Below are 19,213 nucleotides of genomic sequence, written 5' to 3' on the forward strand. Positions count from 1 at the left end.
GCCAGTGCTGCCAGGTGTGACGCGCCTCAGTGGCGCGTCGTGCGGATCCGCAGGGCGCTGAACACCGCGGCGACGGCCGCCAGCCCTGCGGCGAGCGACAGCGCCATCGACGCGCCGCCGTGCTCGCGCGCGCTCGTGATCGCGTAGACCAGCGCCAGCAGCGCGGCGCCGGTGGACTGCCCGGTGAGGCGCGCGGTCCCCAGCATGCCGCTCGCGGCGCCGGCGCGCTGGGGCGGCGCGCTGGTGATGATCGTGTGGTTGTTGGGCGACTGGAACAGCCCGAAGCCGATGCCGCACAGCGCCAGGCGCCACCACGCCTGTTGCGGCGACGAACCGGCTGCCGTGATCGCCATCAGTGCCAGGCCGGACGCGAGGATGGCGAGCCCGAGCGCGCCGAGCAGCCCGTCATGCCAGCGGCCGATCATCCGGCCCGCCTGCATCGCGGCGACGATGACGCCCAGCGGCCAGCACGCCATCAGCAGGCCCGCTTGCGACGGTGCGAGGTTCCAGGCCTCGAGGAACAGGAAGGGCAGGGCGATGGTGGCCGACATCTGCGCCGCGAACGCGCAGACCGACGTCGCCATCGACAAGCGGAAGACCGGGATGCGCAGCAGGTCGATCGGCAGCAGCGGATGCGTGCGGCTGCGCTGCCGCCGCACGTGCACGATGCCGACCGCGATGCAGGCCGCCAGCAACATCGCGCCCCACCGCGCCGCGCCGGCGTCTCCGTCGGAGCCGCGCACGGACGCGCCGAGCAGGTCGGCGCCGAGGAACAGCAGCACGAACATGGAGCCGTTGAGCACGACGTCCAGCGGCGACACCTCCGAAGCTCCCCGGCGCACCTCATTGCACGGCAGCACCCGCCTCCCGAGCAGCACCAGCACGATGCCGAGCGGAAGGTTGACGAGGAACAGCCAGGGCCACGACGCAACCGACAGGATGGCCGCCGCGACGACCGGGCCGGCCACCGATGCCGTCGCCACGGTGATCGAGTTGATCGCGATGCCGCGCCCCAGGTGCTCGGGCGGGTACGTCATCCGCACCAGCGCGGCGTTGACGGCCATGATGCCGGCCGCGCCGGCGCCTTGCAGGGCGCGTGCGGCAGCGAGCAGCCACAGCGAATCGGCCATCGCGCAGAGCGCCGAGGCGGCCGTGAACACGATCGCGCCGCCGAGGTACACGCGGCGGTAGGTCCAGCGCTCGCCCAGGTGCGCCAGCGGCAGCAGCAGCACGAGCGTGGCGAGCTGGTACGCATTGACGACCCAGACGCCGGCGGAGGCGCTCGCGTGGAAGTCGCGCACCATCCCCGGCAGCGCGAGGTTGACCACGGTCGAGTCGATCACCGACAGCGCGATGCCCAGCAGGATGGTGGCCATCGCGTACCAGCGTTGCGGGGTGGGCAGGCCGGCGGATGGGGTGGCAGCGGGCATCGGGGCGGCAGTATGCCGTGCGTGGCGATGGCAGAGCCGGGGGTTCCTACGCGACCGTGCGGCGCGTCCGGACACTCCCGCCCACGGATGCGGCCCAAAGTTCCTGCATGCCCGGCCGTTGGTTTCCACGCGTGCGGGCAGGGAGAACAGGAATGCGACGATCCCCCACGCCCTTGCTGGCCGCGCTGCTCGCGGCCTTCCTCGCCTGGCCCGCGACCGCGGCGCCCGAGCGGCAGGACGCGCGCGACCCGCCCGCGGCGTCCGCGAAGAAGAAGGCGGCGCCAAAGGTGCCGAAGCGCCAAGTCGGCAAGGCGTCCTTCTACGCCAAGATGTTCAACGGCCGCAAGATGGCCAACGGCAAGCCGATGAACCCGAACGACGACAACGCGGCCAGCAGGACGCTGCCGCTGGGCACGAAGGCCCTCGTGACGAACCTCGAGAACGGCAAGAGCACCGTCGTCACGATCGAGGACCGCGGGCCGTATGTCGGCGGCCGCATCGTCGACCTGTCGCCAGCCAGCGCGAAGGACATCGGCCTCGAGCCGAAGCAGGGACTCGCGACCGTGGAGGTCGTGCCGCTGGAAGTGCCGCAGCCGGACGCCGGCAGCGTGAAGGTGGGCGACGCCTCGACGCCGCCCTGACCCAGCCTTGGCCTGCGCGGCCTCGCACCTTTGTCCTACACCCTCCGGCTCTGCCGCTTCCTAGCATCCGTGCATGCGCTTGCGCCGTTCCGACTACGCGAAGATCCTCGCGGCCCAGACCGAGTTGTCCCGTGCCGAGGAGGACTACCAGCGCCTGCGCGCCGCCTACCTCAAGGTCGCCCAGGAAGAGCCCGGGCATGAAGTCGCGCTGGCGATGATCGGCGCCGACATGGACCGCGCGCACGCGGTCCTGCAGTCGCTGATCGGGCTGCCGCACATGCCCTTCACGCACGACCCGAGCCGGATCGTGCGCCGCGAGGCCGAAGAGCAGCGCGAAGAGGAAGAGAGCACCTGACGCGACGCGTCGGCCTGCACCGACAGGGGCTTGGCATCGCGGCCGAAGGGCAGGGTTCGTCGAGCGCGGGACCATGGGCGTCCCGCGAGGAGGCCAGCATGATCCCGTACCAGGTCGATCCCAGCCTGCACCCCGTGCAGCCCGCCGCGCCGCAGCTGGACGACGGCTGTTCGCCGCCTGCCGTGGCCGGGACCACCGGGCCCGCGAACGAGCGAGATGCAGCGCCGCCGCCGGTGCTGCCCGACAAGAGCGATTTCTGACCATGGCCACGCACCACCTGCCGCCCGAAGCCCCCGAGGACGACGAGGCGCAGGACACCGGCGCCCCCAATTCCAGCCACCTGCCCGTCGAACCCGAGTTCGGACCGATGCCACCGGCCGCCGAACCCGAGGAGCCGGTCGGCCGGCCGCCCCCGATCTGAAGCAACCGGAGTCCCCATGCAACATCCCCTGCCCCCCGGTCTCGAGCGAGAGGAGCCCGATCTCTGGATCGAGGACGACATCCCCACGCCGGCGGCCGACGACGACGAGGACGAGGAGCGCGCGAAGGCGCGCGACACGCCGCAGGGATGACCCCCGGGACCCCGACGCCAGAGCCCGACCTGCCGGAGCCGCCCAAGCCGGCGGACCCGGAGCCGCGGCACCCGCCGAAGGACCCGGATCGTTCGCATCCGCCGGAGCCTGACGAAGGCCACTCGGAACATCCCAAGCAGTAGCGGCGCGCGAAGCGCGTGCGCTAGCCGTCGTTCGCGGCCAGCAACCCTTGCGCGTCCTCGTCGAAGCCCGCCACCGGCGTGGACTTCGCGAGCGCCATCCACACGCCGAAGGGCAGGGCCGCGCGGCGGGCGCGGGCCGCGTTGCGTGCGACGACGAGCCGCTCGCCTTCGAGCACCAGCACCCCGCAGCCTTCGGGCACTTCGTCCGGCGAAGCGATCGCACGGCCTCGCGCATCGCACCCCAGCACGTACCAGCACTCGCCGAGATCGAGATACGACGCCCGCTTGGCCGCTTGCCGCAGGTCGGCGAGCAGGTCGCTGCGGCGCACCTTCACTTCGTGCACCACCGGCTCGACGTACTCGGCCACCGACGTATTGCGGATCGAGAAGACGTCCGGCCGGCACATGCACCACTGCGGCGGATCCTCCGGTGCGGTCCCGGGCACGAGCGCGCGCAACGTGAGGTTGCGCCAGGCGACGCGGCCGGCGCGGACCATCTCGCGTGCGACGCGCTCCACCAGCGCTTCGTGCGCCGACAGCCGCGCGCGGTTGCGCTGCGCGCCGGCGGCGATGAGGGCCAGGCCGGCATCGGTCACGCGCATGCACTCGTGGCCACTGGAGGCGACGATGCGCTCGAGCAGGCCCGCGGCCAGCAGCTCCACCTCGAGCAAGTCCTGGCACGGCCAGCCGGCCGAGCGGTACACCTCGCGCAGGCGGCGCGCGTGCACGGCGCCGATCGCGGGCGGGGCAGGCTGCGTTGCGGGCAGGGCGTCCATGGGGAGGGGCAGTTTACGCCGCGACCGTAGGCAGCCTCCCACGCAGGAAGTGGCCGTTGCCTGATCGGCAGCCCGGCTCACCCAACCACAATCCGCGCCATGGCAGAGAGAGCCACCTTCGGGATCACCGCGCTGCGCTACGCCGGCTCGCAAGTCGTCGAGGCCATGATGGGCCTCATGGACCCGAGCGCGCGTCGCTGGGACCTGCGTCCCGTGCCGACGCGCGTGACCGAGGTCGTCGACCGCCTGGTCGAGGGCGACACCGTGATCAGCGTGTTCCCCGATGACGCGGGCGGGCTGCAGGCCGGGCCCGAGGTCAAGGTCGACGTCCTGCCCGAAGGCGTCGAGGCGCTCGCGCTCGACGACGGGCGCCCCGGCCGCCGCCTGGCCGACCTCCCGCGCTTCTGACCTCCTCCTCGCGCAAGTGAGTGCACGGCCTGCCTCGGCCGTGTGACTTCCTGCTCACCCACGAACGTTTGGACGCACGCGCTTGCAACGTGCTGCACGGTGCACGCGCGGTTACGTGATGCCGTGTCGGAATTGCCGGACACGAAGGTGGGCCGGTACCGACAGGAAGCGGCGTGTGCAACCTACCTCGCGGGCATGTCCATTTTTCACACCATCAACGCCATGGCAGAAGTTCAACGGCGAGACACAGCGAAGCACGGGGCTTGCACCAACGCGGAAGGCGACGCAAGCCGAGCGTGGCACGCAAGCGACGCGCATTACACGCCGTTGCCGTCCGAGAACGCTTGTCACACGCGGCACGCAACCGGTGCCGCAACAAATGTTTCCAGAGTTGTAGGCCGTCAACCGGCGGCCAGGGAGAGCAGCATGAGCACGTCGCTGGCGTTGCCGGATGTCGATCCGGTGCAGTTTTTGAAGATCGCTGGCATGGGCGCCCAGTTGCGCACGCATGCGGACCTGTGGCGCTGGCTGCAGGGCGAGGTGCAGCAGTGGCTGCCTCACCAGATCATGGTGGTGGGGTGGGGCGACTTCCGCAATGGCGAGCTGCAGTACGACATCATTTCCAGCCTGCCGGGCCTGCGCACGCACCTGTGCCCGCCGGCCCGCATCGCGCCGCTGGTGGGCTACTTCCGCGATTGCTGGGTCGCCGCGCAGTCGCAGCCCTGCCAGCTCGACATCTCCGGCTGCGGCCAACTGCTCGGCGAGGCCGGGCAGGGCTGGGCGCCGTCCCCCGGCGTGCCGGGCATGCACACCGCGCTCGTCCATGGCGTCGGTGACGTGCGCCTGGGCGGCGAACGTGTCTTCGCCGCGCTGACCTCGGGCGTGGCCCCGCAAGGCGGCGCCGGCGCGCTGAAGCTGCTGGTGCCCTTCATCGATTCCGCGCTGCGCCGCATGCCGCCGGCGCCGATGCGCCAGCCCGGCGCCGAGCGCTGCCAGGTCGAGCAGCTGGTGGTCCGCCTGGGCCAGCTGTCCGAGCGCGAGCGCCAGATCATGGTCTGGGTCGCGATGGGCAAGACCAACCCCGAGATCGGCTGCATCCTGCACATCAGCGAGTTCACGGTGAAGAACCACATGAAGAGCATCTTCAGCAAGCTGGACGTGAGCAATCGCGCCCAGGCCGTGGCCAAGCTGACCCGGATGGCGACGTATGCCTGAGACGCAAGCCGAGCGCGTGCTCGCGGCCGCCGGGACCACGGCGGCGGCAAGCAGCGCCGCGCCTCCCCCGGCCCCGGCGCTGCCCGGGCCGGCCGTCTTCAGCCACAGCCGGCTGTTGCGCTCGTGCGAGGCGTTCGTCGAGCCGCTCGCGACCGTGCTGGCGCTGTGGGCCATCGTGTGGGTGATCGAAGGCTCCATCACGCCCAGCTGGCTGGTCGTGTCGGTGCTCGCGTTCGCGCTGGCCTATCCCGGCCGCCCGCAACTGCGCGCGTCGCCGGCGCGTGTGGTGTCCGACACCGTGCTCGCCTGGGCCTGGACCTGCGGCCTGCTGCTGGCCATGGGCTATGCCACCGGCCACCTCGACGACTTCTCGCGCGACGTCGTGCTGCACTGGCTGTGGTTCGCGCCGGTCGCGCAACTGCTCGCGCACTGGGGACTGCGGCAGGCCGCGCCGCACATCGTCCGGCTGCAGGGCCCGCCGCTGCGCGCGGTGGTGGTCGGCATGAACGAGCAGGGCGGCTCGCTGGCGGACCGGCTGGCGATGGCGCACTACACGGGCGTCGAGCTCCTGGGCTTCTTCGACGACCGCACGCCCGACCGCATCCACGGCCGCCGGCACCGCATGCTGGGGCGCATCCACGAGATCGCCGACTACGTGAAGCGCAATCGCGTGCACCTGGTGTACCTGTCGCTGCCGATGGCGTCGCAGCCGCGCATCAAGCAGCTGCTCGACGCCCTCAAGGACACGACGGCGTCGGTCTACTTCGTGCCGGACATGTTCGTGACGGACCTGATCCAGGGACGCACGGACTCCGTCTGCGGCCTGCCCGTGATCTCGGTGTGCGAGACGCCGTTCCGCGGGCCCAACGCGGTCCTCAAGCGGGTGAGCGACGTGGTCCTGTCTGTTGCAATCCTGCTACTGCTGTCGCCGCTGCTGGTGGCGATCGCCGCCGCGGTCAAGCTGTCGTCGCCGGGGCCGGTGATCTTCCGCCAGCGCCGCTACGGCGTCTGGGGCCAGGAAATCATCGTCTACAAGTTCCGCTCGATGACGGTGACCGAGGACGGACCGGTGGTGACCCAGGCGCGCAAGGACGACGCGCGCGTCACCCGGCTGGGCGCCTTCCTGCGCCGCACGTCGATGGATGAGCTTCCGCAGTTCGTCAACGTGCTGCAGGGGCGGATGAGCATCGTCGGGCCGCGCCCGCATGCGGTGGCGCACAACGAGTTCTACCGGCCGTTGATCAAGAGCTACATGATCCGCCATAAGGTCAAACCCGGGATCACGGGCTGGGCCCAGGTGAACGGCTATCGCGGGGAAACCGACTCGCTGGAAAAGATGGAAGCGCGTATTCGCTGCGACCTCGACTATCTGCGAAACTGGTCCCTGCGGCTGGACCTCTACATCATCTGGAGGACCATCCGGCTGGTGTTCAAGGACGGAGCGGCTTATTGAGCACTAGCGCGAATGAGCCATTGTCCGCCCGTAGCCTGCGCGCAACGATGCAAGTCTTCGGGAGCGCGGGTGCCTCGCGAGAGTGAACACCAAATGAAGAAACCGTCCTTCCGGCCCCTGCTCACCGCCACCGCCGCGGCCGCGGCCTGCCTGCTGCCCGCGATGGGCGCGCATGCGCAGACCACGCTGCAGTCCCCCGGCGGCCAACCCGGCGAATCAGCGGCGCAACCCGCTGGCCAGTCGATGGCCATCCCCATGGGCCAGGGCATGAGCGTGCCCATGTCGCCCGCGCAGTCGATCTCGCAGCCGTTCCCGCCGACCACCGCGCTGCCGCTGGAAGGCGACCGCGAAGGCCTGCGTTTCCGCGCATCGGCGGGCGTCGAGCGTGACAGCAACGTCAGCCGCGTGAACACCGGCGAGATCTCCGACACCATCACCTCGGTCGGCGTGGGCCTGCGCTTCAACAAGCGCTACAGCCTGCAGCGCGTGGTGCTGGACGTCGCGGCGGACCACTACCGCTTCGACAAGCTGGACACCAACTACACGACGCTGAACTACTCGGCGGCCTGGTACTGGGCGGTGGGCAACGTCCTGGACGGCGTCGCCAGCGCCGAGCGCCGGCAGTTCCGCGACGTCACCGCCAACGGCCTGGTGAGCGCGCTGAACCGCCGCACCGAGAGCAACGAGCTGGTCGAGGGCCGCTACAAGATCGGCGCCAGCTACCGCCTGCTCGCCGGCATCCAGCACACGGCCTCGCGCAGCACCGACCCCACCGCGTGGGACGGGAACCCCGACGTGACCAGCGGCCGCGTGGGCGTGCAGTACGAATCGGCCCGCGGCTCCACCGTCACGGCGCGCTACCGCCACGGCGACGGCGACTACAACAACGCGCTGGCGCCCAAGTTCAAGGACGACGAAGTCACGCTGGCCGTGCACTGGGCGGTGTCGCCCATCACGGCGGTCGACGCGACCATCGGCAACCTGCGCCGCGAACACGAAGGCGCGTCCGCGCGCAACTTCGACGGCGCCATCGGCTCGCTGGGCGTGACGTGGGATGCCACCGCCAAGACGCGCCTGGTCGCCGGCTACTCGCGCGACCTGGGCAGCTACCTGCTCGGCAGCGGCGGCCACGTCGAGAGCGACCGCGTGTTCGTCGGCCCGGTGTGGCGCATCACGACGCAGACCGCCCTGAGCGCGCGCGTCGAGCACGAGAACCGCAAGTGGGTGGACGTCGGCGGCGCGACGATCGACGTCGGCCGCGGCGACAAGTTCGATGTCGTGGCCCTGGGCCTCGACTGGCAGCCGTGGCGCACCGTGGGTGTGTCCGCGCAGTACCGCAACGAGAAGCGCTCGTCGTCGGTGCCGATTTTCAATTACCGCGCCAACGTGGTCGGGCTGGCCGTCAAGCTGAACATCTAGGTTCCGGCGGCTCCCCGGCCATGCGGCGCCAGACCGCAGGTCATTGAAGGGAGAGAGAAATGAAGTTCGTGTTTCGATGGATCGGGTTGTTCCTGATCACCACCTGGGCCGCTCTGGCGGCGGCCCAGCCCGACCCGGGAGGGGGAGGCGCCGGCGGGGCCCAAACCGCCAGCGCCGATTACAGGCTGGGACCCGGTGACCAGATCCGGGTGCAGGTCTACCAGAACCCCGACCTGACCGTCGAGACACGCGTGTCCGAGCAGGGCACGATCAACTACCCGCTGATCGGGAACGTCCAATTGGGCGGCACCACGATCGGCGACGCCGAGAAGAAGATCGCCTCGGCGCTCAAGAGCGGCAACTTCCTGCGCCAGCCGCAGGTGAACATCGTCCTGCTGCAGGTGCGCGGCAACCAGGTGTCCGTCCTGGGCCAGGTGCAGAAGCCGGGGCGGTTCCCGCTGGAGACGACCAACACGCGCGTCAGCGACCTGCTCGCGGCGGCCGGCGGCGTCACGCCCATGGGCGACGACACGCTGATCGTCACCGGCACGCGCAGCGGCCAGCCGTTCCGCAAGGTCATCGACATTCCCGCGCTGTTCCTGAACCAGCGCGGCCAGGACGACATCCTGGTGCAGGGCGGCGACACGCTGTTCGTCAACAAGGCGCCCGTCTACTACATCTACGGCGAGGCGCAGAAGCCCGGACCGTACCGCATCGAGCGCGGCATGACCGTGCAGCAGGCCATCGCGCAAGGCGGCGGCCCGACCCCGCGCGGCAGCCTCAACCGGTTGAAGGTCACCCGCACCACGCCTGACGGCAAGAAGGTGGAAGCCGACGCTCGCCTGAGCGACCCGGTGATGCCCAACGACGTCATCTTCGTCCGCGAAAGCCTGTTCTGAAGCAGTAAGGAGGCTTCGCCATGAACCTGTCCCAATTCTTCGCGATCCTGCGAGCGCGCCGCATGCTCGTCCTCGGGATCTTCCTCGGCACCGTCGCCCTCGCGCTCGCATGGGTGCTGCTGCGCCCCGCGTACTACACGGCGCGCGCGCCGATCCTGGTCGACGTCCGCAACCCGGACCCGCTCGCCCAGCCCAACTACCAGCCGATCGTGCCGGCCTCGTACATGGCCACGCAGATCGACATCGCCCGCAGCGACCGGGTCGCCGAGCGCGTCGTCGAGATGCTCGGCATGGACAAGGACCCCAAGGCCACCGAAGGCTGGCAGAGGGCCACCGGCGGCCGCGGCAGCGTGAAGGCCTGGCTGGCCAGCGACCTGCAGGCCGGCCTGGACGTCAAGCCCGCGCGCGAGTCCAACATCATCAACATCTCGTGGACCGGCCGCAGCCCGCAGCAGGCGGCCAACGTGGCCAACGCGTTCGCGCAGGCCTACCTGGATACCGCGCTGGACATCAAGACCGATCCGGCCCGCAAGTACTCGGCGTGGTTCGACGAGCAATTGAAGTTCGCGCGTGACCGCCTGGAGCAGGCGCAGGAACGCCTGACGCAGTACCAGCAGCGCACCGGCGTCATCAGCGCCGACGGCGCCGACATGGAGACGCAGCGCCTGAACGAGCTGTCGTCGCAACTGACCCTGGTGCAGGGCCAGCTCACCGACGTCGCCAACAAGCGCAACGCCGCCGCCGGCAGCGTCGCCGAGACCATGGCCAGCCCGCTGATCAACAGCCTGAAGGCCGACATCGCGCGGCAGGAAGCGCGCATCCAGGAAGCCAGCGCCAATCTCGGCGCGCGCCACCCGCAGATGATCCGCATGCAGGACGAACTGCGCGCCATGCGCTCGCGCCTGGGCGCCGAGACCGGCAGCATCGGCAGCTCGATCGAGACGTCCTACCAGGTCACCAAGGCGCGCGAACGCGAGCTGATGGGCGCCGTGAACGCGCAGCGCGCCCGCGTGATGCAGTTCAACAAGTTCCGCGACGAGCTCAACGTGCTGCGCCGCGACCTCGATGCCGCCCAGAAGGCGTACGAAGCCGTCAGCGAGCGCGCGTCGCAGTCCAAGCTGCAGGCGCTGTCCAACCAGACCAACATCCAGCGACTGGCCACCGCCATCGAACCGCTGGAGCAGAAGGGCCCGACGATGAAGCTCGCGCTGATCGTCGCCGCCGTCGCCGGCTTCCTGCTGGCACTGGCCGGTGCGCTGCTGCTCGAGCTGATCAACCGCCGCGTGCGCTCGGTCGACGACCTGGCCATGGCCACCCACCTGCCGATCCTGGCGACCGTGCCCGCGCACGACGGCAAGGCATCGCTGGCGCGGCTGGCGCATGCGCCGGCCCGCCCGGCGCTCGGCTACCGCGGGAGCTACGCATGAGCAACAACACGCAGATCCTTCCCCTGCACCGCGACCTCGACGTCGTCGGCCCCGCGCGCGAAGCCAGCATGCCCATCGGGGCGCTGCTGGTGGAAGCCGGCCGCATCACCGGCGACGAGGCCGAGAAGATCCACGAGTACCAGAAGAAGGTCGGCCTGCCGTTCGGCGAGGCGGGCATCTCCATGGGGCTGCTCACCGACGAGGACGTGCGCCAGGCGCTCGCCCGCCAGTTCGGCCAGGCGAGCATCTCGCCCGACGCCGGCCTGGGCAAGGACCTGGTGGCCGCCTACGAGCCGGACAGCCCGGCGGTGGAGCACCTGCGCAGCCTGCGCGCGCAGCTGATGCTGCGCTGGTTCGAGAACGGCAGCGACCAGTCGGCGCTGGCCATCGTCAGCCCAGGCTCGGGCGAAGGCCGCAGCTACATCACGGCCAACCTCGCCGTGCTGTTCTCGCAGATGGGCAAGCGCACGCTGGTCATCGACGCCGACCTGCGCAAGCCGCGCCAGCACCGCATCTTCGGCCTGCCCGGCAAGGTGGGGCTGTCGGCGCTGCTGGCCGGCCGCGCCGGCGCCGAGGTGATGTGCGACATCCCGCAGCTGCCGGGCCTCACGGTCCTGCCCGCGGGCGTGCTGCCGCCGAACCCGCAGGAGCTGCTGTCGCGTCCCGCGTTCCAGCGCCTCGTGCAGTCGCTGCGCGGCATGTACGAGGTCATCCTCGTCGACACGCCGGCCGCGAGCGCGTGGGCCGATGCGGGCACCGTCGCCGCGCGCGCCGGCGCCGCGCTGATGGTCACCTGCCGGGACCGCAGCTCGATGCCGCGCGTGATCAAGCTGTCTGAGGATTTGCGCGAATTCGGCGTCAGCGTCGTCGGTGCGGTCCTCAACGGGGCCGGGGCGGTGGCGTGATGGCGCCCGCGGCTGCTCGCGACTGGCAGCTGCGCTGGTACCAGCTGGTGCGTTCGATGGCGCGCGTGCACACGCCGCGCGGCGAGGACCAGCTGCTGGACTGGCTGCTGCGGCCGGGCGAGGCGCGCGTGCTCGCGTTCGTCAACGCGCACGCCATGAACACGGTCGCCGAGTCGCCCGCGTTCTTCAACTCACTGATGTCGGCCGACGTGGTGGTGCGCGACGGCATCGGGATGGCCATGCTGATGCGCGTGTGCAACCAGGTGCCGGGGCAGAACCTCAACGGGACCGACCTGATCCCCAAGCTGCTGCAGCGCGCCGACGGCGAGCCGATCGCGTTGTTCGGCACGCGGGATCCGTGGCTGTCGCACGCGCGCGACGAGGTGCTCGCGCAGCTCGCGCCGCGCAGCGACGTCATCACCGCCGACGGCTTCATGGACACGGTGGAGTACATCCGCCTCGCGGCGCGCCACCGTCCGCGGCTGATCGTCCTCGGCATGGGCATGCCGCGGCAGGAAGAGGTTGCGATGGCCCTGCGCGGCGCGCTCGGCTCGCCGTGCCTCATCGTGTGCGGCGGCGCGATCATCGACTTCCTCGGCGGCAAGGTGCCGCGCGCACCCACCTGGATGCGCGAGCACGGCCTCGAGTGGGCGTTCCGCCTGTGCCGCGAGCCGCGGCGCCTGTGGGACCGCTACGTGCGCGGCAACCCGCGGTTCCTGCGGCGCGCGCTCGACATCGCGGAGCGCAGCTGGCGCCACGGCTGGCCGGCCGTGGCATGACGTGGCCGGCGCACTGGCCGCGCGCCGCTTCGGGCATTGCACTTGCTCCGTCCTGCGGCGCTTCCTGCCGTTCCACGCGACTCAACCTTAGCCCGGGCGGGCCATTCCCGCCCGGCGCGTTCACGGCGATGCTCTGGCACGTGATCGACCTGCTCCGCATGAACCCATCGACGTCCCGTTTCGCTGCCACGTTCACGCCCGCGTCGCCCGCGGGCGGCTCGCCCGGTCCCGCGGAGCGCCCGCGCCGCGACGCCGGGCCGCGCGCGCCCGTGCACTTCTCCATCGTGATCCCGTTGCACGACAAGGCGCGCTACGTGATGGCGACGCTGGGGTCGGTGCTCGCGCAGACCGATCCGGACTTCGAGGTGATCGTCGTCGACGACGGCTCGCGCGACGAAGGCCCGGACCTCGTTGCCGCGATCCAGGACCCGCGCGTGCGTCTGGTGCGCCAGGCCAACGCCGGCGTCTCCGTCGCGCGCAACCTGGGCATCTCGCTGGCGCGCGGTGAATGGGTCGCGTTCCTGGACGCCGACGACTGGCACCACCCGCGCTATCTCGAGCAGCTGCGGCGCGCGCAGCAGGCGGCGCCCGATGCGGACGTGGTCGCCTCCCGCTTCGTCACCTTTACCGACGCGCAGGCGATGGCCGCGCCGCTGGCCTGGCAAGTGCCCGACGGCGACGTCCCCGTCGAGCGCATCAACGACCTGCCCACGCGCTGGATGCAGGGGCCGACGCTGTTCACCGGGTCCGTGGCGGTGCGCCGCTCGCTGCTGGACCGCATGCAGCCCTGCTTCCCGCCGGGCGAGTCCTTCGGCGAGGACCTGGACCTGTGGTTCCGCGTCGGCGAGCGCAGCCCCATCGCGCTCGTGCACGCGCCGCTGGCGGCGTACCGCACCGAAGTGGGCGGCAGCCTGAGCGCCAGGCACGATCCGCGCGAGCTGCCGCCGTGGGTCGAACGCATGCGCGAGCGGGTGCGGTCCGGCTCGCTGCCCGCGCACCGGGCGCGCTCGGCCCTGGTCTACATCTCGCAGATGAAGATCGACATGGCGCGCCACGCGGTGGTACGCGGCGAGCGCCTCGCGGCGCTGCGCTGGCTGTGGGCCGCGCGCCGCATCGTCCGGACCAAGCGCTGGTGGTTCACGGCGTTCATGATCCTGTCGTGGCCCGGCAGCCTGGTGCGCGGCTACATGGACCGCACCCGCGCCAGCCCGCTGCCGCCCGAAGGCGCTTCCGCCGGCACGGCCTGATTGCGCGCGCCGCTACGATGCGGCGATGGGGCGGCCGCACTACCACGTCTACGTCGTGCAACTCGACGACCGGGTGTGGAACGCGGCCCGCTTCCGCCGCGCCAACCCGGACCACGAACCGGGCAAGCCGCTGGTGTACGTCGGCATGACGGGGCTCGATCCCGACGTGCGCTTCGACAAGCACAAGGCCGGCATCCAGGCCAACCGCTACGTCCAGCAATGGGGCTTGCGCCTGCTGCCCGGCCTGTACGACCGCTACAACCCCATGACGTACGACGAAGCCCGCAGCATGGAAGTCGAACTCGCGATCGCGCTCCGTCGCGCTGGGTATGGCGTCTGGCAAGGTTGAGTGCGTGGCGCCGCACCCGGCACGTGCAACAACACAACCCATCAAGCCCCGCTGACGCCAGCCGTCGCTGCTGAGGCAGCCGCGCGGGTGGCACAGCCGTTACGCTGCTCGCGTGCCGCCCGGACCTTCTCCCGCCCCATGACCGCCGATGTCATCGTCGCCGGCGCTGGCGTCGCCGGGTTGCGCTGCGCACTGGCGCTGGCGGATGCGGGCCTGCGCGTGACGGTGCTCGAGGCGGCGCCGATGCCGGGCGGGCGGGCGTCGAGCTGGACGGACGAGACCACCGGCCTGCAGGTCGACATCGGCCCGCACGTGATCACCAGCGAGCACCGCAACTTCCTCGCCATGCTCCAGCGCCTGGGCACCGACGACCAGGTGCTCTGGCAGGACCGGCGCCTGATCACGCTGCTGGATGCGAAGGGCGCGCTGCGCATGCCGGTGTGCGGCTGGACGCCGCCGCTGCACGGCTTGCCGCTCGCGCCGCGCGCGCTCACGCGGTTGTCGATTCCCGATGCGTGGTCCCACATGCGGCTGGCGTGGCGCGCGGCGCGGCTGGACGAGCAGCGCCTGCGCGAGTTCGACGGCGACGACGCGCTGGCGATGCTGCGCGCGATGGGCGTGCGGCCGCGCGCGATCGACTGGTTCTGGCGCTCGGCGATGCTGGCGTTGCTGAACGTGTCGCTGGAGCAGTGCTCCGGCGCCGCGGCGCTGCGCGTGTTCCGCCTGATGCTGGGACGTAGCGGCTGGTACTTCGGCTTCCCCAAGGTCGCGCTCGCCTCGCTGTATGCCCCGGGCGCCTGCCGCGCCGTGGTGCGCTCGGGCGGGCAGGTGCTGTTCGGCGCACGCGTGCGGCGCCTGCGCCTGGACGGCGACGGCCGCTTTGCCGGCGTGGAGACGGCCGACGGCCACCTGCTCGAAGCTCCGCGCTGCGTGCTCGCCTTGCCGCCGCACGACCTGGCCGGCGTCGCCGCCGAGACGGACGCGCTGCAAGGCCTGGCCACCACCGCGAGCTACTTCCGGCCGGCGCCGTACCAGAGCACGTACGTCTGGTTCGACCGCCGCGTGACCCGCGAGCGCTTCTGGGCGCGGACCTGGTCGGTGCAGAACCTCAACACGGATTTCTACGACCTGGCCAACATCCGGCCCGCGCTTGGCAGCCGCGGGTCGGTGATCGCGTGCAACGCCATCGGCCCGCAGTCGCGCGCCGAATGGAGCGATGAGCGCATCGTGGAGCACACGATGCGCGAGATCGAGCAGTTCGCGCCGCAGGCCCGCCAGGCGCGCGTGCTGCACACGCGCGTGCACCGCATCGCGATGGCGGTGCCGCAACCGCGTCCCGGCACCGAGCTGCTGCGGCCGGGCAACGCCACCGCGCTGCCCGGCGCCTGGATCGCGGGCGACTGGACCGACACGGCGCTGCCTTGCTCCATGGAGAGCGCCGCGCGCTCGGGCGCGCTGGCGGCCGAAGGCGTGCTGGCGGACATGGGGCGGCCGACCTCGATCGCGAAGGAGGCGCCGGAGACCTACGGCCTTCCGGGGGTGCTGCGCCGGCGGGCGGCCGCGACGTAAGCTCGCGCCATGCGGGCGTCCATCTTCAGTCCGACGGAGTGGCTGACGCTGCACACGGCGGTGGTGCTGCTCTCACTGCTGCTGTATTCGGCGCTGTCGCTCGGCACGCGGCAGCGCCGCCACCCCTCGGCGGCGATCGGCTGGGTGATCGCTCTCGCGCTGCTGCCCTATGTCGCGCTGCCGCTGTTCCTGGTGTTCGGCAACCGCAAGACGGTGCGCGAGCCGCGGCGCGGCGCCTTGCGCCGGCACGAGGCCGATGCCGCGCATCGCGCGACGCCCGCCGGCCGCTTCCAGGCCCTGGCCGTCGCGCTGGGACTGCCGCCCCCGGTCGCGAGCGAGGACCTCCACGTGCACGCGGACGGCCACGAGGCGCTGGAGCGGCTGGAAGCCGTGATCGCGAGCGCCCAGCGCACGCTGGACGTCAGCACCTTCCTCGTCGGGCGCGACGTGGTCGGCGAGCGCGTCGCCCAACTGCTGGCGGCACGCGCCGCGCAAGGCGTGCGGGTGCGGTTGATGGTCGATGGCGTCGGCCGCTTCCTCGGCGGCATCCCGTCGCTGCGCTCCCTGCAGCGCGCCGGCGTGGAACTGCGGATGTTCGTGCAGCCGTGGTCGACGACCCCCTTGCGCGGCCGCGTGAACCTGCGCAACCACCGCAAGGTCGCGGTCGCCGATGGCGAGCACCTGTGGTGCGGCGGACGCAACCTGGCATCCGAGTACTTCGTCGAGGGTCGCCGCCAGCCGGCGTGGGAGGACCTGAGCTTCGACCTGCGCGGGCCGCTCGCGCAGCAGGCGGTGCGCCAGTTCGAGGCCGACTGGGCGCTGGCGCGCAACGAGCCGGCGCGGCTGCAGCTGCTGGAGGCGCCGGCCGACGGCCAGGACTCGCTCGTGCAGTGGATCCCGAGCGGCCCCGACCAGGTCGAGGACACGCTGTACCAGCTGCTGATCGACGCGTGCTTCAGCGCGAAGGAGCGCATCGTCGCGGTCACGCCGTACTTCGTGCCCGAGCCGGCGCTGCTGATGGCGTTCACGCTGGCCGCGCGGCGCGGCGTCGCCGTCGACATCGTGTTGCCGCGGCGATCCAACCACCGCCTGGCCGATCTCGCGCGCCCCGCGGCGCTGCGCGACCTGGTCGACGCCGGCGCGCGCGTGTGGCTGTATCCGCAGATGCTGCACGCCAAGCTCTTCGTCGTCGACGGGGCCGTGGCGCTGGCCGGCTCCGCCAACCTCGACCAGCGCAGCCTCTTCCTCAACTACGAGCTGATGGTCGCGTTCTACGGCGAGGCGGCGGTGCGGCAGTTCGCCGCGCGCGCGGAGCACTGGCGATCGCACGCCCATGCATTCCATCCGCCGCGCGTCGGCGCGTTGCGCCAGGTCGGCGAGGGCCTGCTGCGCTGGCTGACGTTCCAGCTGTGAGCTGGCGGCCTCAAGCCGCGCGGTGGATCTCGATGGTGGAGTGCACGACCTCGGGATGGCCGGCCAGCCGGTCGCGCACCTCGGCGGCTTCCAGCGCGGGTGCGGAGGTGAGCAACGTCATCGCGCACGCATAGACGTTGCGCCCGACGCGCCACACGTGCAGGTCGGTGACGCGGTCCTGCGTCGTTTCCACCGCTTGCCGGATCTCCTGCACGATCGCGTGGTCCATCTCGCGGTCCAGCAGCACCTTGCCGGTTTCGCCGACCAGGCCACGGGCCCACCACGCCACCAGCACCGCACCGACGACGCCCATCAGCGGGTCGAGCCAGGCCCAGCCCCAGAGCCAGCCTCCCAGCAGCGCCCCGACGGCCAGCACCGACGTCGCGGCGTCGGTGGCGACGTGTACGTAGGCCGAGCGCAGGTTGAGGTCCTCGCCGTGCGCATGCCGGTGGGCGTCGTGGTGCGCATGGTCGTGGTCGTCCTCGTGCTCGTGTGCGTGCCCGTGGTCGTGCCCATGGTGCGTGCGCCCGAGGATCACGGCGCAGGCGAGGTTGACGAGCAGGCCGATGACCGCGACCGTGAGTGCTTGCGGGTAGTGGATCGATTGCGGCTCCAGCAGCCGCTCGACCGACCCGAGCAGCATCAATGCGGCCACGACGACGAGCAGGATCGCGCTGGTGAACGCCGCCAGCACCTCGATCTTCCAGGTGCCGAAGGCGAAGCGCTCGTCGCTCGCGTAGCGGCGCGCGGTCGTGTATGCGACGACCGACAGCCCGATCGCCAGCGCGTGCGAGCTCATGTGCCAGCCGTCGGCCAGCACGGCCATCGAGTTGAACCACCAGCCGGCCGTGATCTCGCCGACCATCGTCACGAGCGTCACCCACAACACGGTGCGCGTGCTGCGTTCGGCGGCGTCGTTGCCGGCGTGGAACTCGTGGCGGTGGGTGCAGGGCGCGCCCTGCGGTGCGGCGGTTTGCGTGCTGCTCATGGCGTCCGCACGATTGTCCCAGAGCGGGCGGGCGCGCTCGCGCCAATGGCCGGAGGGCGGCAGGGACGTTCTCCTACAGCCGAGCTTGTGCGCGCGTGGCCTGATGGATGCAGAGGAAGCCACACACCATGGATGCACACGACACCGATCCGTCCATTCACGAAGCCGCCGCGGTGAAGCCCGCCGGCCGCTTCGCGCGCCTGGTCGAGGCCTGGTTCGGCCGCGGCGGCGCCGAGCTGCCCGCGGGCGAACCGTTCCGCGACAGCGACTTCGAGGCCGACTCCGGTTTCTTCGGCCGCCCGCTCGGCGAGCACTAGGCTACTGCGCGAACGGCGCGAGCTGCTCGCGCAGGTGGACGAGCGCCTGCGCGAACGCCTGCTCGTCGATCTGCAGGCGCGTGCACGCGATGCGCACCTTGTCGATGTCGCGCAGCAGCGCGGCGCGCGCCACGATCGCCTGCTCCGAGCCTTCGAGCACGTCCTGCGCGCCGCGGTCCGCGCGCGCGAGCGGCTCGACCTTGCCGCGCCAATCGCGCCAGGCCGCGTCGAACGCGTCGCCGAGCAGCTCCAGCACGACTTCGCGCCCCGCGAGCACGAGCTGGCCGAAGCGCCCCGCATCGGCCGCGGCGACGCACAAGCCTTCGAGCCGTTGCAACGCGACCCGCTGGCGGTCGACGTCGGCCAGCAGCATCCGCAGCAGGTGCAGCGACTCCTGGTCCTCGGGGTCGGGCCGTTGCGGGCGCAAGGTGTCCCACAGCTCGGCGAGCAGGTCCTGCGCCTGCCGCACGCGCGGATCGATCTCGGCCCGCGTGCGCTCCAGCCGGGCGAGCGAGTGCTGGGCAGCCTGCTGCTGCGCGGCATGCGATGCACGCAAGGCCTGCACGTGCGAGGCCAACGGGGCCTCGGTGCGAAGCGCCTCGTCGAGCCGGTCGCGCAGGAGGGTCGCGGATTGCTTGCTGCGGAACGGCCAGGTGCGCCGCCAGAGCGAGGCCGGCGTTTCCGGCTCGGCGCCACCCACCGCGTGGTGCATGTCCTGCAGGGCGCGCAGCAGGGCGGACGCCTCGCCGTGGAGCAGCTGCGTGTCCAGCATGTCCGGGAGGCGGGCGATGCGGGGCACCAGGCTCAACGTCGCATCGACGATGGCCTGGATCCTCCCCGTGAGCGCGGCGGGGAATCCGTCGGGAATGGGCGACGAGCCAGTCATTGTTACAACCAGAAACTCAGTG

At 71.4% G+C, this 19,213-nt stretch carries 22 protein-coding genes; 18 read left to right on the forward strand and 4 right to left on the reverse strand.

From position 1 onward, the window contains the following. Positions 1–26 precede the first annotated feature (26 nt). Complete coding sequence (locus I8E28_RS06535) at positions 27–1,430, reverse strand: MFS transporter (RefSeq protein WP_200787186.1); 1,404 nt, start codon at positions 1,428–1,430, stop codon at positions 27–29. Between the two features lie 152 nt (positions 1,431–1,582). On the opposite strand from I8E28_RS06535, the gene I8E28_RS06540 reads away from it, so the two are divergent. From I8E28_RS06540 to I8E28_RS20835, 5 genes are all read left to right on the forward strand, one after another. Beyond that, positions 1,583–2,071 (forward strand): septal ring lytic transglycosylase RlpA family protein, encoded by a 489-nt coding sequence (locus I8E28_RS06540; RefSeq protein WP_200787187.1) that lies wholly within the window; start codon positions 1,583–1,585, stop codon positions 2,069–2,071. Positions 2,072–2,144: 73 nt separating this feature from the next. Next, entirely contained in the window at positions 2,145–2,426 is a 282-nt protein-coding gene (locus I8E28_RS06545) for a hypothetical protein (protein ID WP_200787188.1), read from the forward strand. 98 nt (positions 2,427–2,524) lie between these two features. Beyond that, positions 2,525–2,686 (forward strand): hypothetical protein, encoded by a 162-nt coding sequence (locus I8E28_RS06550; protein ID WP_200787189.1) that lies wholly within the window; start codon positions 2,525–2,527, stop codon positions 2,684–2,686. A gap of 2 nt (positions 2,687–2,688) precedes the next feature. Beyond that, the gene (locus tag I8E28_RS06555) at positions 2,689–2,847 is read left to right on the forward strand and encodes a hypothetical protein (protein WP_200787190.1); all 159 of its coding nucleotides are present in this window, start codon (positions 2,689–2,691) and stop codon (positions 2,845–2,847) included. A 16-nt stretch (positions 2,848–2,863) separates the two neighbouring features. Continuing rightward, positions 2,864–2,998 carry a hypothetical protein gene (locus tag I8E28_RS20835; RefSeq protein ID WP_275403451.1) on the forward strand — a complete coding sequence of 45 codons (135 nt, stop codon included), beginning with the start codon at positions 2,864–2,866 and terminating at the stop codon, positions 2,996–2,998. Between the two features lie 163 nt (positions 2,999–3,161). On the opposite strand, the gene I8E28_RS06560 is transcribed toward I8E28_RS20835, so the two are convergent. After that, a complete protein-coding gene (locus tag I8E28_RS06560) occupies positions 3,162–3,917 on the reverse strand; it encodes a hypothetical protein (RefSeq protein WP_200787191.1) in 756 nt (251 codons plus the stop codon). Between the two features lie 99 nt (positions 3,918–4,016). Here I8E28_RS06560 and I8E28_RS06565 point away from each other — a divergent pair, with 99 nt between their 5' ends. The 12 genes from I8E28_RS06565 (at position 4,017) to I8E28_RS06620 (ending at position 17,000) form a co-directional block, all read left to right on the forward strand. Next, a complete protein-coding gene (locus tag I8E28_RS06565) occupies positions 4,017–4,325 on the forward strand; it encodes a hypothetical protein (protein WP_200787192.1) in 309 nt (102 codons plus the stop codon). 426 nt (positions 4,326–4,751) lie between these two features. After that, entirely contained in the window at positions 4,752–5,540 is a 789-nt protein-coding gene (epsA, locus tag I8E28_RS06570; protein WP_200787193.1) for an XrtB/PEP-CTERM-associated transcriptional regulator EpsA, read from the forward strand. Further along, positions 5,533–6,993 (forward strand): undecaprenyl-phosphate glucose phosphotransferase, encoded by a 1,461-nt coding sequence (locus I8E28_RS06575; RefSeq protein WP_200787194.1) that lies wholly within the window; start codon positions 5,533–5,535, stop codon positions 6,991–6,993. Before epsA ends, I8E28_RS06575 begins: the two co-directional genes overlap by 8 nt. A gap of 93 nt (positions 6,994–7,086) precedes the next feature. Then, positions 7,087–8,412 (forward strand): outer membrane beta-barrel protein, encoded by a 1,326-nt coding sequence (locus tag I8E28_RS06580; protein WP_200787195.1) that lies wholly within the window; start codon positions 7,087–7,089, stop codon positions 8,410–8,412. A 59-nt stretch (positions 8,413–8,471) separates the two neighbouring features. Beyond that, positions 8,472–9,311 (forward strand): polysaccharide export protein EpsE, encoded by an 840-nt coding sequence (epsE, locus tag I8E28_RS06585; protein WP_200787196.1) that lies wholly within the window; start codon positions 8,472–8,474, stop codon positions 9,309–9,311. Positions 9,312–9,331: 20 nt separating this feature from the next. Further along, positions 9,332–10,738 carry a chain length determinant protein EpsF gene (gene epsF / locus I8E28_RS06590; RefSeq protein WP_200787197.1) on the forward strand — a complete coding sequence of 469 codons (1,407 nt, stop codon included), beginning with the start codon at positions 9,332–9,334 and terminating at the stop codon, positions 10,736–10,738. After that, positions 10,735–11,643 (forward strand): chain length determinant protein tyrosine kinase EpsG, encoded by a 909-nt coding sequence (epsG, locus tag I8E28_RS06595; RefSeq protein ID WP_200787198.1) that lies wholly within the window; start codon positions 10,735–10,737, stop codon positions 11,641–11,643. The genes epsF and epsG overlap by 4 nt, the downstream gene beginning before the upstream one ends. After that, positions 11,643–12,422, forward strand: coding sequence for a WecB/TagA/CpsF family glycosyltransferase (locus I8E28_RS06600; RefSeq protein WP_200787199.1), 780 nt, complete (start codon positions 11,643–11,645; stop codon positions 12,420–12,422). Before epsG ends, I8E28_RS06600 begins: the two co-directional genes overlap by 1 nt. A gap of 140 nt (positions 12,423–12,562) precedes the next feature. Further along, positions 12,563–13,669, forward strand: coding sequence for a glycosyltransferase family 2 protein (locus I8E28_RS06605; RefSeq protein WP_338050735.1), 1,107 nt, complete (start codon positions 12,563–12,565; stop codon positions 13,667–13,669). A gap of 25 nt (positions 13,670–13,694) precedes the next feature. Further along, the gene (locus I8E28_RS06610) at positions 13,695–14,018 is read left to right on the forward strand and encodes a hypothetical protein (protein WP_200787200.1); all 324 of its coding nucleotides are present in this window, start codon (positions 13,695–13,697) and stop codon (positions 14,016–14,018) included. Between the two features lie 138 nt (positions 14,019–14,156). Beyond that, complete coding sequence (locus I8E28_RS06615; RefSeq protein WP_200787201.1) at positions 14,157–15,587, forward strand: hydroxysqualene dehydroxylase; 1,431 nt, start codon at positions 14,157–14,159, stop codon at positions 15,585–15,587. A gap of 9 nt (positions 15,588–15,596) precedes the next feature. After that, a complete protein-coding gene (locus tag I8E28_RS06620) occupies positions 15,597–17,000 on the forward strand; it encodes a phospholipase D-like domain-containing protein (protein ID WP_200787202.1) in 1,404 nt (467 codons plus the stop codon). Between the two features lie 10 nt (positions 17,001–17,010). Here I8E28_RS06620 and dmeF read toward each other — a convergent pair whose 3' ends face one another. Beyond that, complete coding sequence (gene dmeF / locus I8E28_RS06625; RefSeq protein ID WP_200787203.1) at positions 17,011–17,988, reverse strand: CDF family Co(II)/Ni(II) efflux transporter DmeF; 978 nt, start codon at positions 17,986–17,988, stop codon at positions 17,011–17,013. A gap of 128 nt (positions 17,989–18,116) precedes the next feature. Between dmeF and I8E28_RS06630 the strand changes: the two genes are divergently transcribed. Beyond that, a complete protein-coding gene (locus I8E28_RS06630) occupies positions 18,117–18,305 on the forward strand; it encodes a hypothetical protein (protein ID WP_200787204.1) in 189 nt (62 codons plus the stop codon). Between the two features lies 1 nt (position 18,306). Here I8E28_RS06630 and I8E28_RS06635 read toward each other — a convergent pair whose 3' ends face one another. After that, a complete protein-coding gene (locus tag I8E28_RS06635; RefSeq protein WP_200787205.1) occupies positions 18,307–19,191 on the reverse strand; it encodes a hypothetical protein in 885 nt (294 codons plus the stop codon). Positions 19,192–19,213 lie beyond the last annotated feature (22 nt).

This window comes from Ramlibacter algicola (assembly GCF_016641735.1).
GTDB lineage: Bacteria > Pseudomonadota > Gammaproteobacteria > Burkholderiales > Burkholderiaceae_C > Ramlibacter > Ramlibacter algicola.

What these genes read in the sequence shown, in the direction of transcription:
- I8E28_RS06535 (WP_200787186.1), bottom strand. Translation starts at nt 1,430, where the DNA reads ATGCCCGCTGCCACCCCATCCGCCGGCCTGCCCACCCCGCAACGCTGG.
- I8E28_RS06540 (WP_200787187.1), top strand. Translation starts at nt 1,583, where the DNA reads ATGCGACGATCCCCCACGCCCTTGCTGGCCGCGCTGCTCGCGGCCTTC.
- I8E28_RS06545 (WP_200787188.1), top strand. Translation starts at nt 2,145, where the DNA reads ATGCGCTTGCGCCGTTCCGACTACGCGAAGATCCTCGCGGCCCAGACC.
- I8E28_RS06550 (WP_200787189.1), top strand. Translation starts at nt 2,525, where the DNA reads ATGATCCCGTACCAGGTCGATCCCAGCCTGCACCCCGTGCAGCCCGCC.
- I8E28_RS06555 (WP_200787190.1), top strand. Translation starts at nt 2,689, where the DNA reads ATGGCCACGCACCACCTGCCGCCCGAAGCCCCCGAGGACGACGAGGCG.
- I8E28_RS20835 (WP_275403451.1), top strand. Translation starts at nt 2,864, where the DNA reads ATGCAACATCCCCTGCCCCCCGGTCTCGAGCGAGAGGAGCCCGATCTC.
- I8E28_RS06560 (WP_200787191.1), bottom strand. Translation starts at nt 3,917, where the DNA reads ATGGACGCCCTGCCCGCAACGCAGCCTGCCCCGCCCGCGATCGGCGCC.
- I8E28_RS06565 (WP_200787192.1), top strand. Translation starts at nt 4,017, where the DNA reads ATGGCAGAGAGAGCCACCTTCGGGATCACCGCGCTGCGCTACGCCGGC.
- epsA (WP_200787193.1), top strand. Translation starts at nt 4,752, where the DNA reads ATGAGCACGTCGCTGGCGTTGCCGGATGTCGATCCGGTGCAGTTTTTG.
- I8E28_RS06575 (WP_200787194.1), top strand. Translation starts at nt 5,533, where the DNA reads ATGCCTGAGACGCAAGCCGAGCGCGTGCTCGCGGCCGCCGGGACCACG.
- I8E28_RS06580 (WP_200787195.1), top strand. Translation starts at nt 7,087, where the DNA reads ATGAAGAAACCGTCCTTCCGGCCCCTGCTCACCGCCACCGCCGCGGCC.
- epsE (WP_200787196.1), top strand. Translation starts at nt 8,472, where the DNA reads ATGAAGTTCGTGTTTCGATGGATCGGGTTGTTCCTGATCACCACCTGG.
- epsF (WP_200787197.1), top strand. Translation starts at nt 9,332, where the DNA reads ATGAACCTGTCCCAATTCTTCGCGATCCTGCGAGCGCGCCGCATGCTC.
- epsG (WP_200787198.1), top strand. Translation starts at nt 10,735, where the DNA reads ATGAGCAACAACACGCAGATCCTTCCCCTGCACCGCGACCTCGACGTC.
- I8E28_RS06600 (WP_200787199.1), top strand. Translation starts at nt 11,643, where the DNA reads ATGGCGCCCGCGGCTGCTCGCGACTGGCAGCTGCGCTGGTACCAGCTG.
- I8E28_RS06610 (WP_200787200.1), top strand. Translation starts at nt 13,695, where the DNA reads ATGGGGCGGCCGCACTACCACGTCTACGTCGTGCAACTCGACGACCGG.
- I8E28_RS06615 (WP_200787201.1), top strand. Translation starts at nt 14,157, where the DNA reads ATGACCGCCGATGTCATCGTCGCCGGCGCTGGCGTCGCCGGGTTGCGC.
- I8E28_RS06620 (WP_200787202.1), top strand. Translation starts at nt 15,597, where the DNA reads ATGCGGGCGTCCATCTTCAGTCCGACGGAGTGGCTGACGCTGCACACG.
- dmeF (WP_200787203.1), bottom strand. Translation starts at nt 17,988, where the DNA reads ATGAGCAGCACGCAAACCGCCGCACCGCAGGGCGCGCCCTGCACCCAC.
- I8E28_RS06630 (WP_200787204.1), top strand. Translation starts at nt 18,117, where the DNA reads ATGGATGCACACGACACCGATCCGTCCATTCACGAAGCCGCCGCGGTG.
- I8E28_RS06635 (WP_200787205.1), bottom strand. Translation starts at nt 19,191, where the DNA reads ATGACTGGCTCGTCGCCCATTCCCGACGGATTCCCCGCCGCGCTCACG.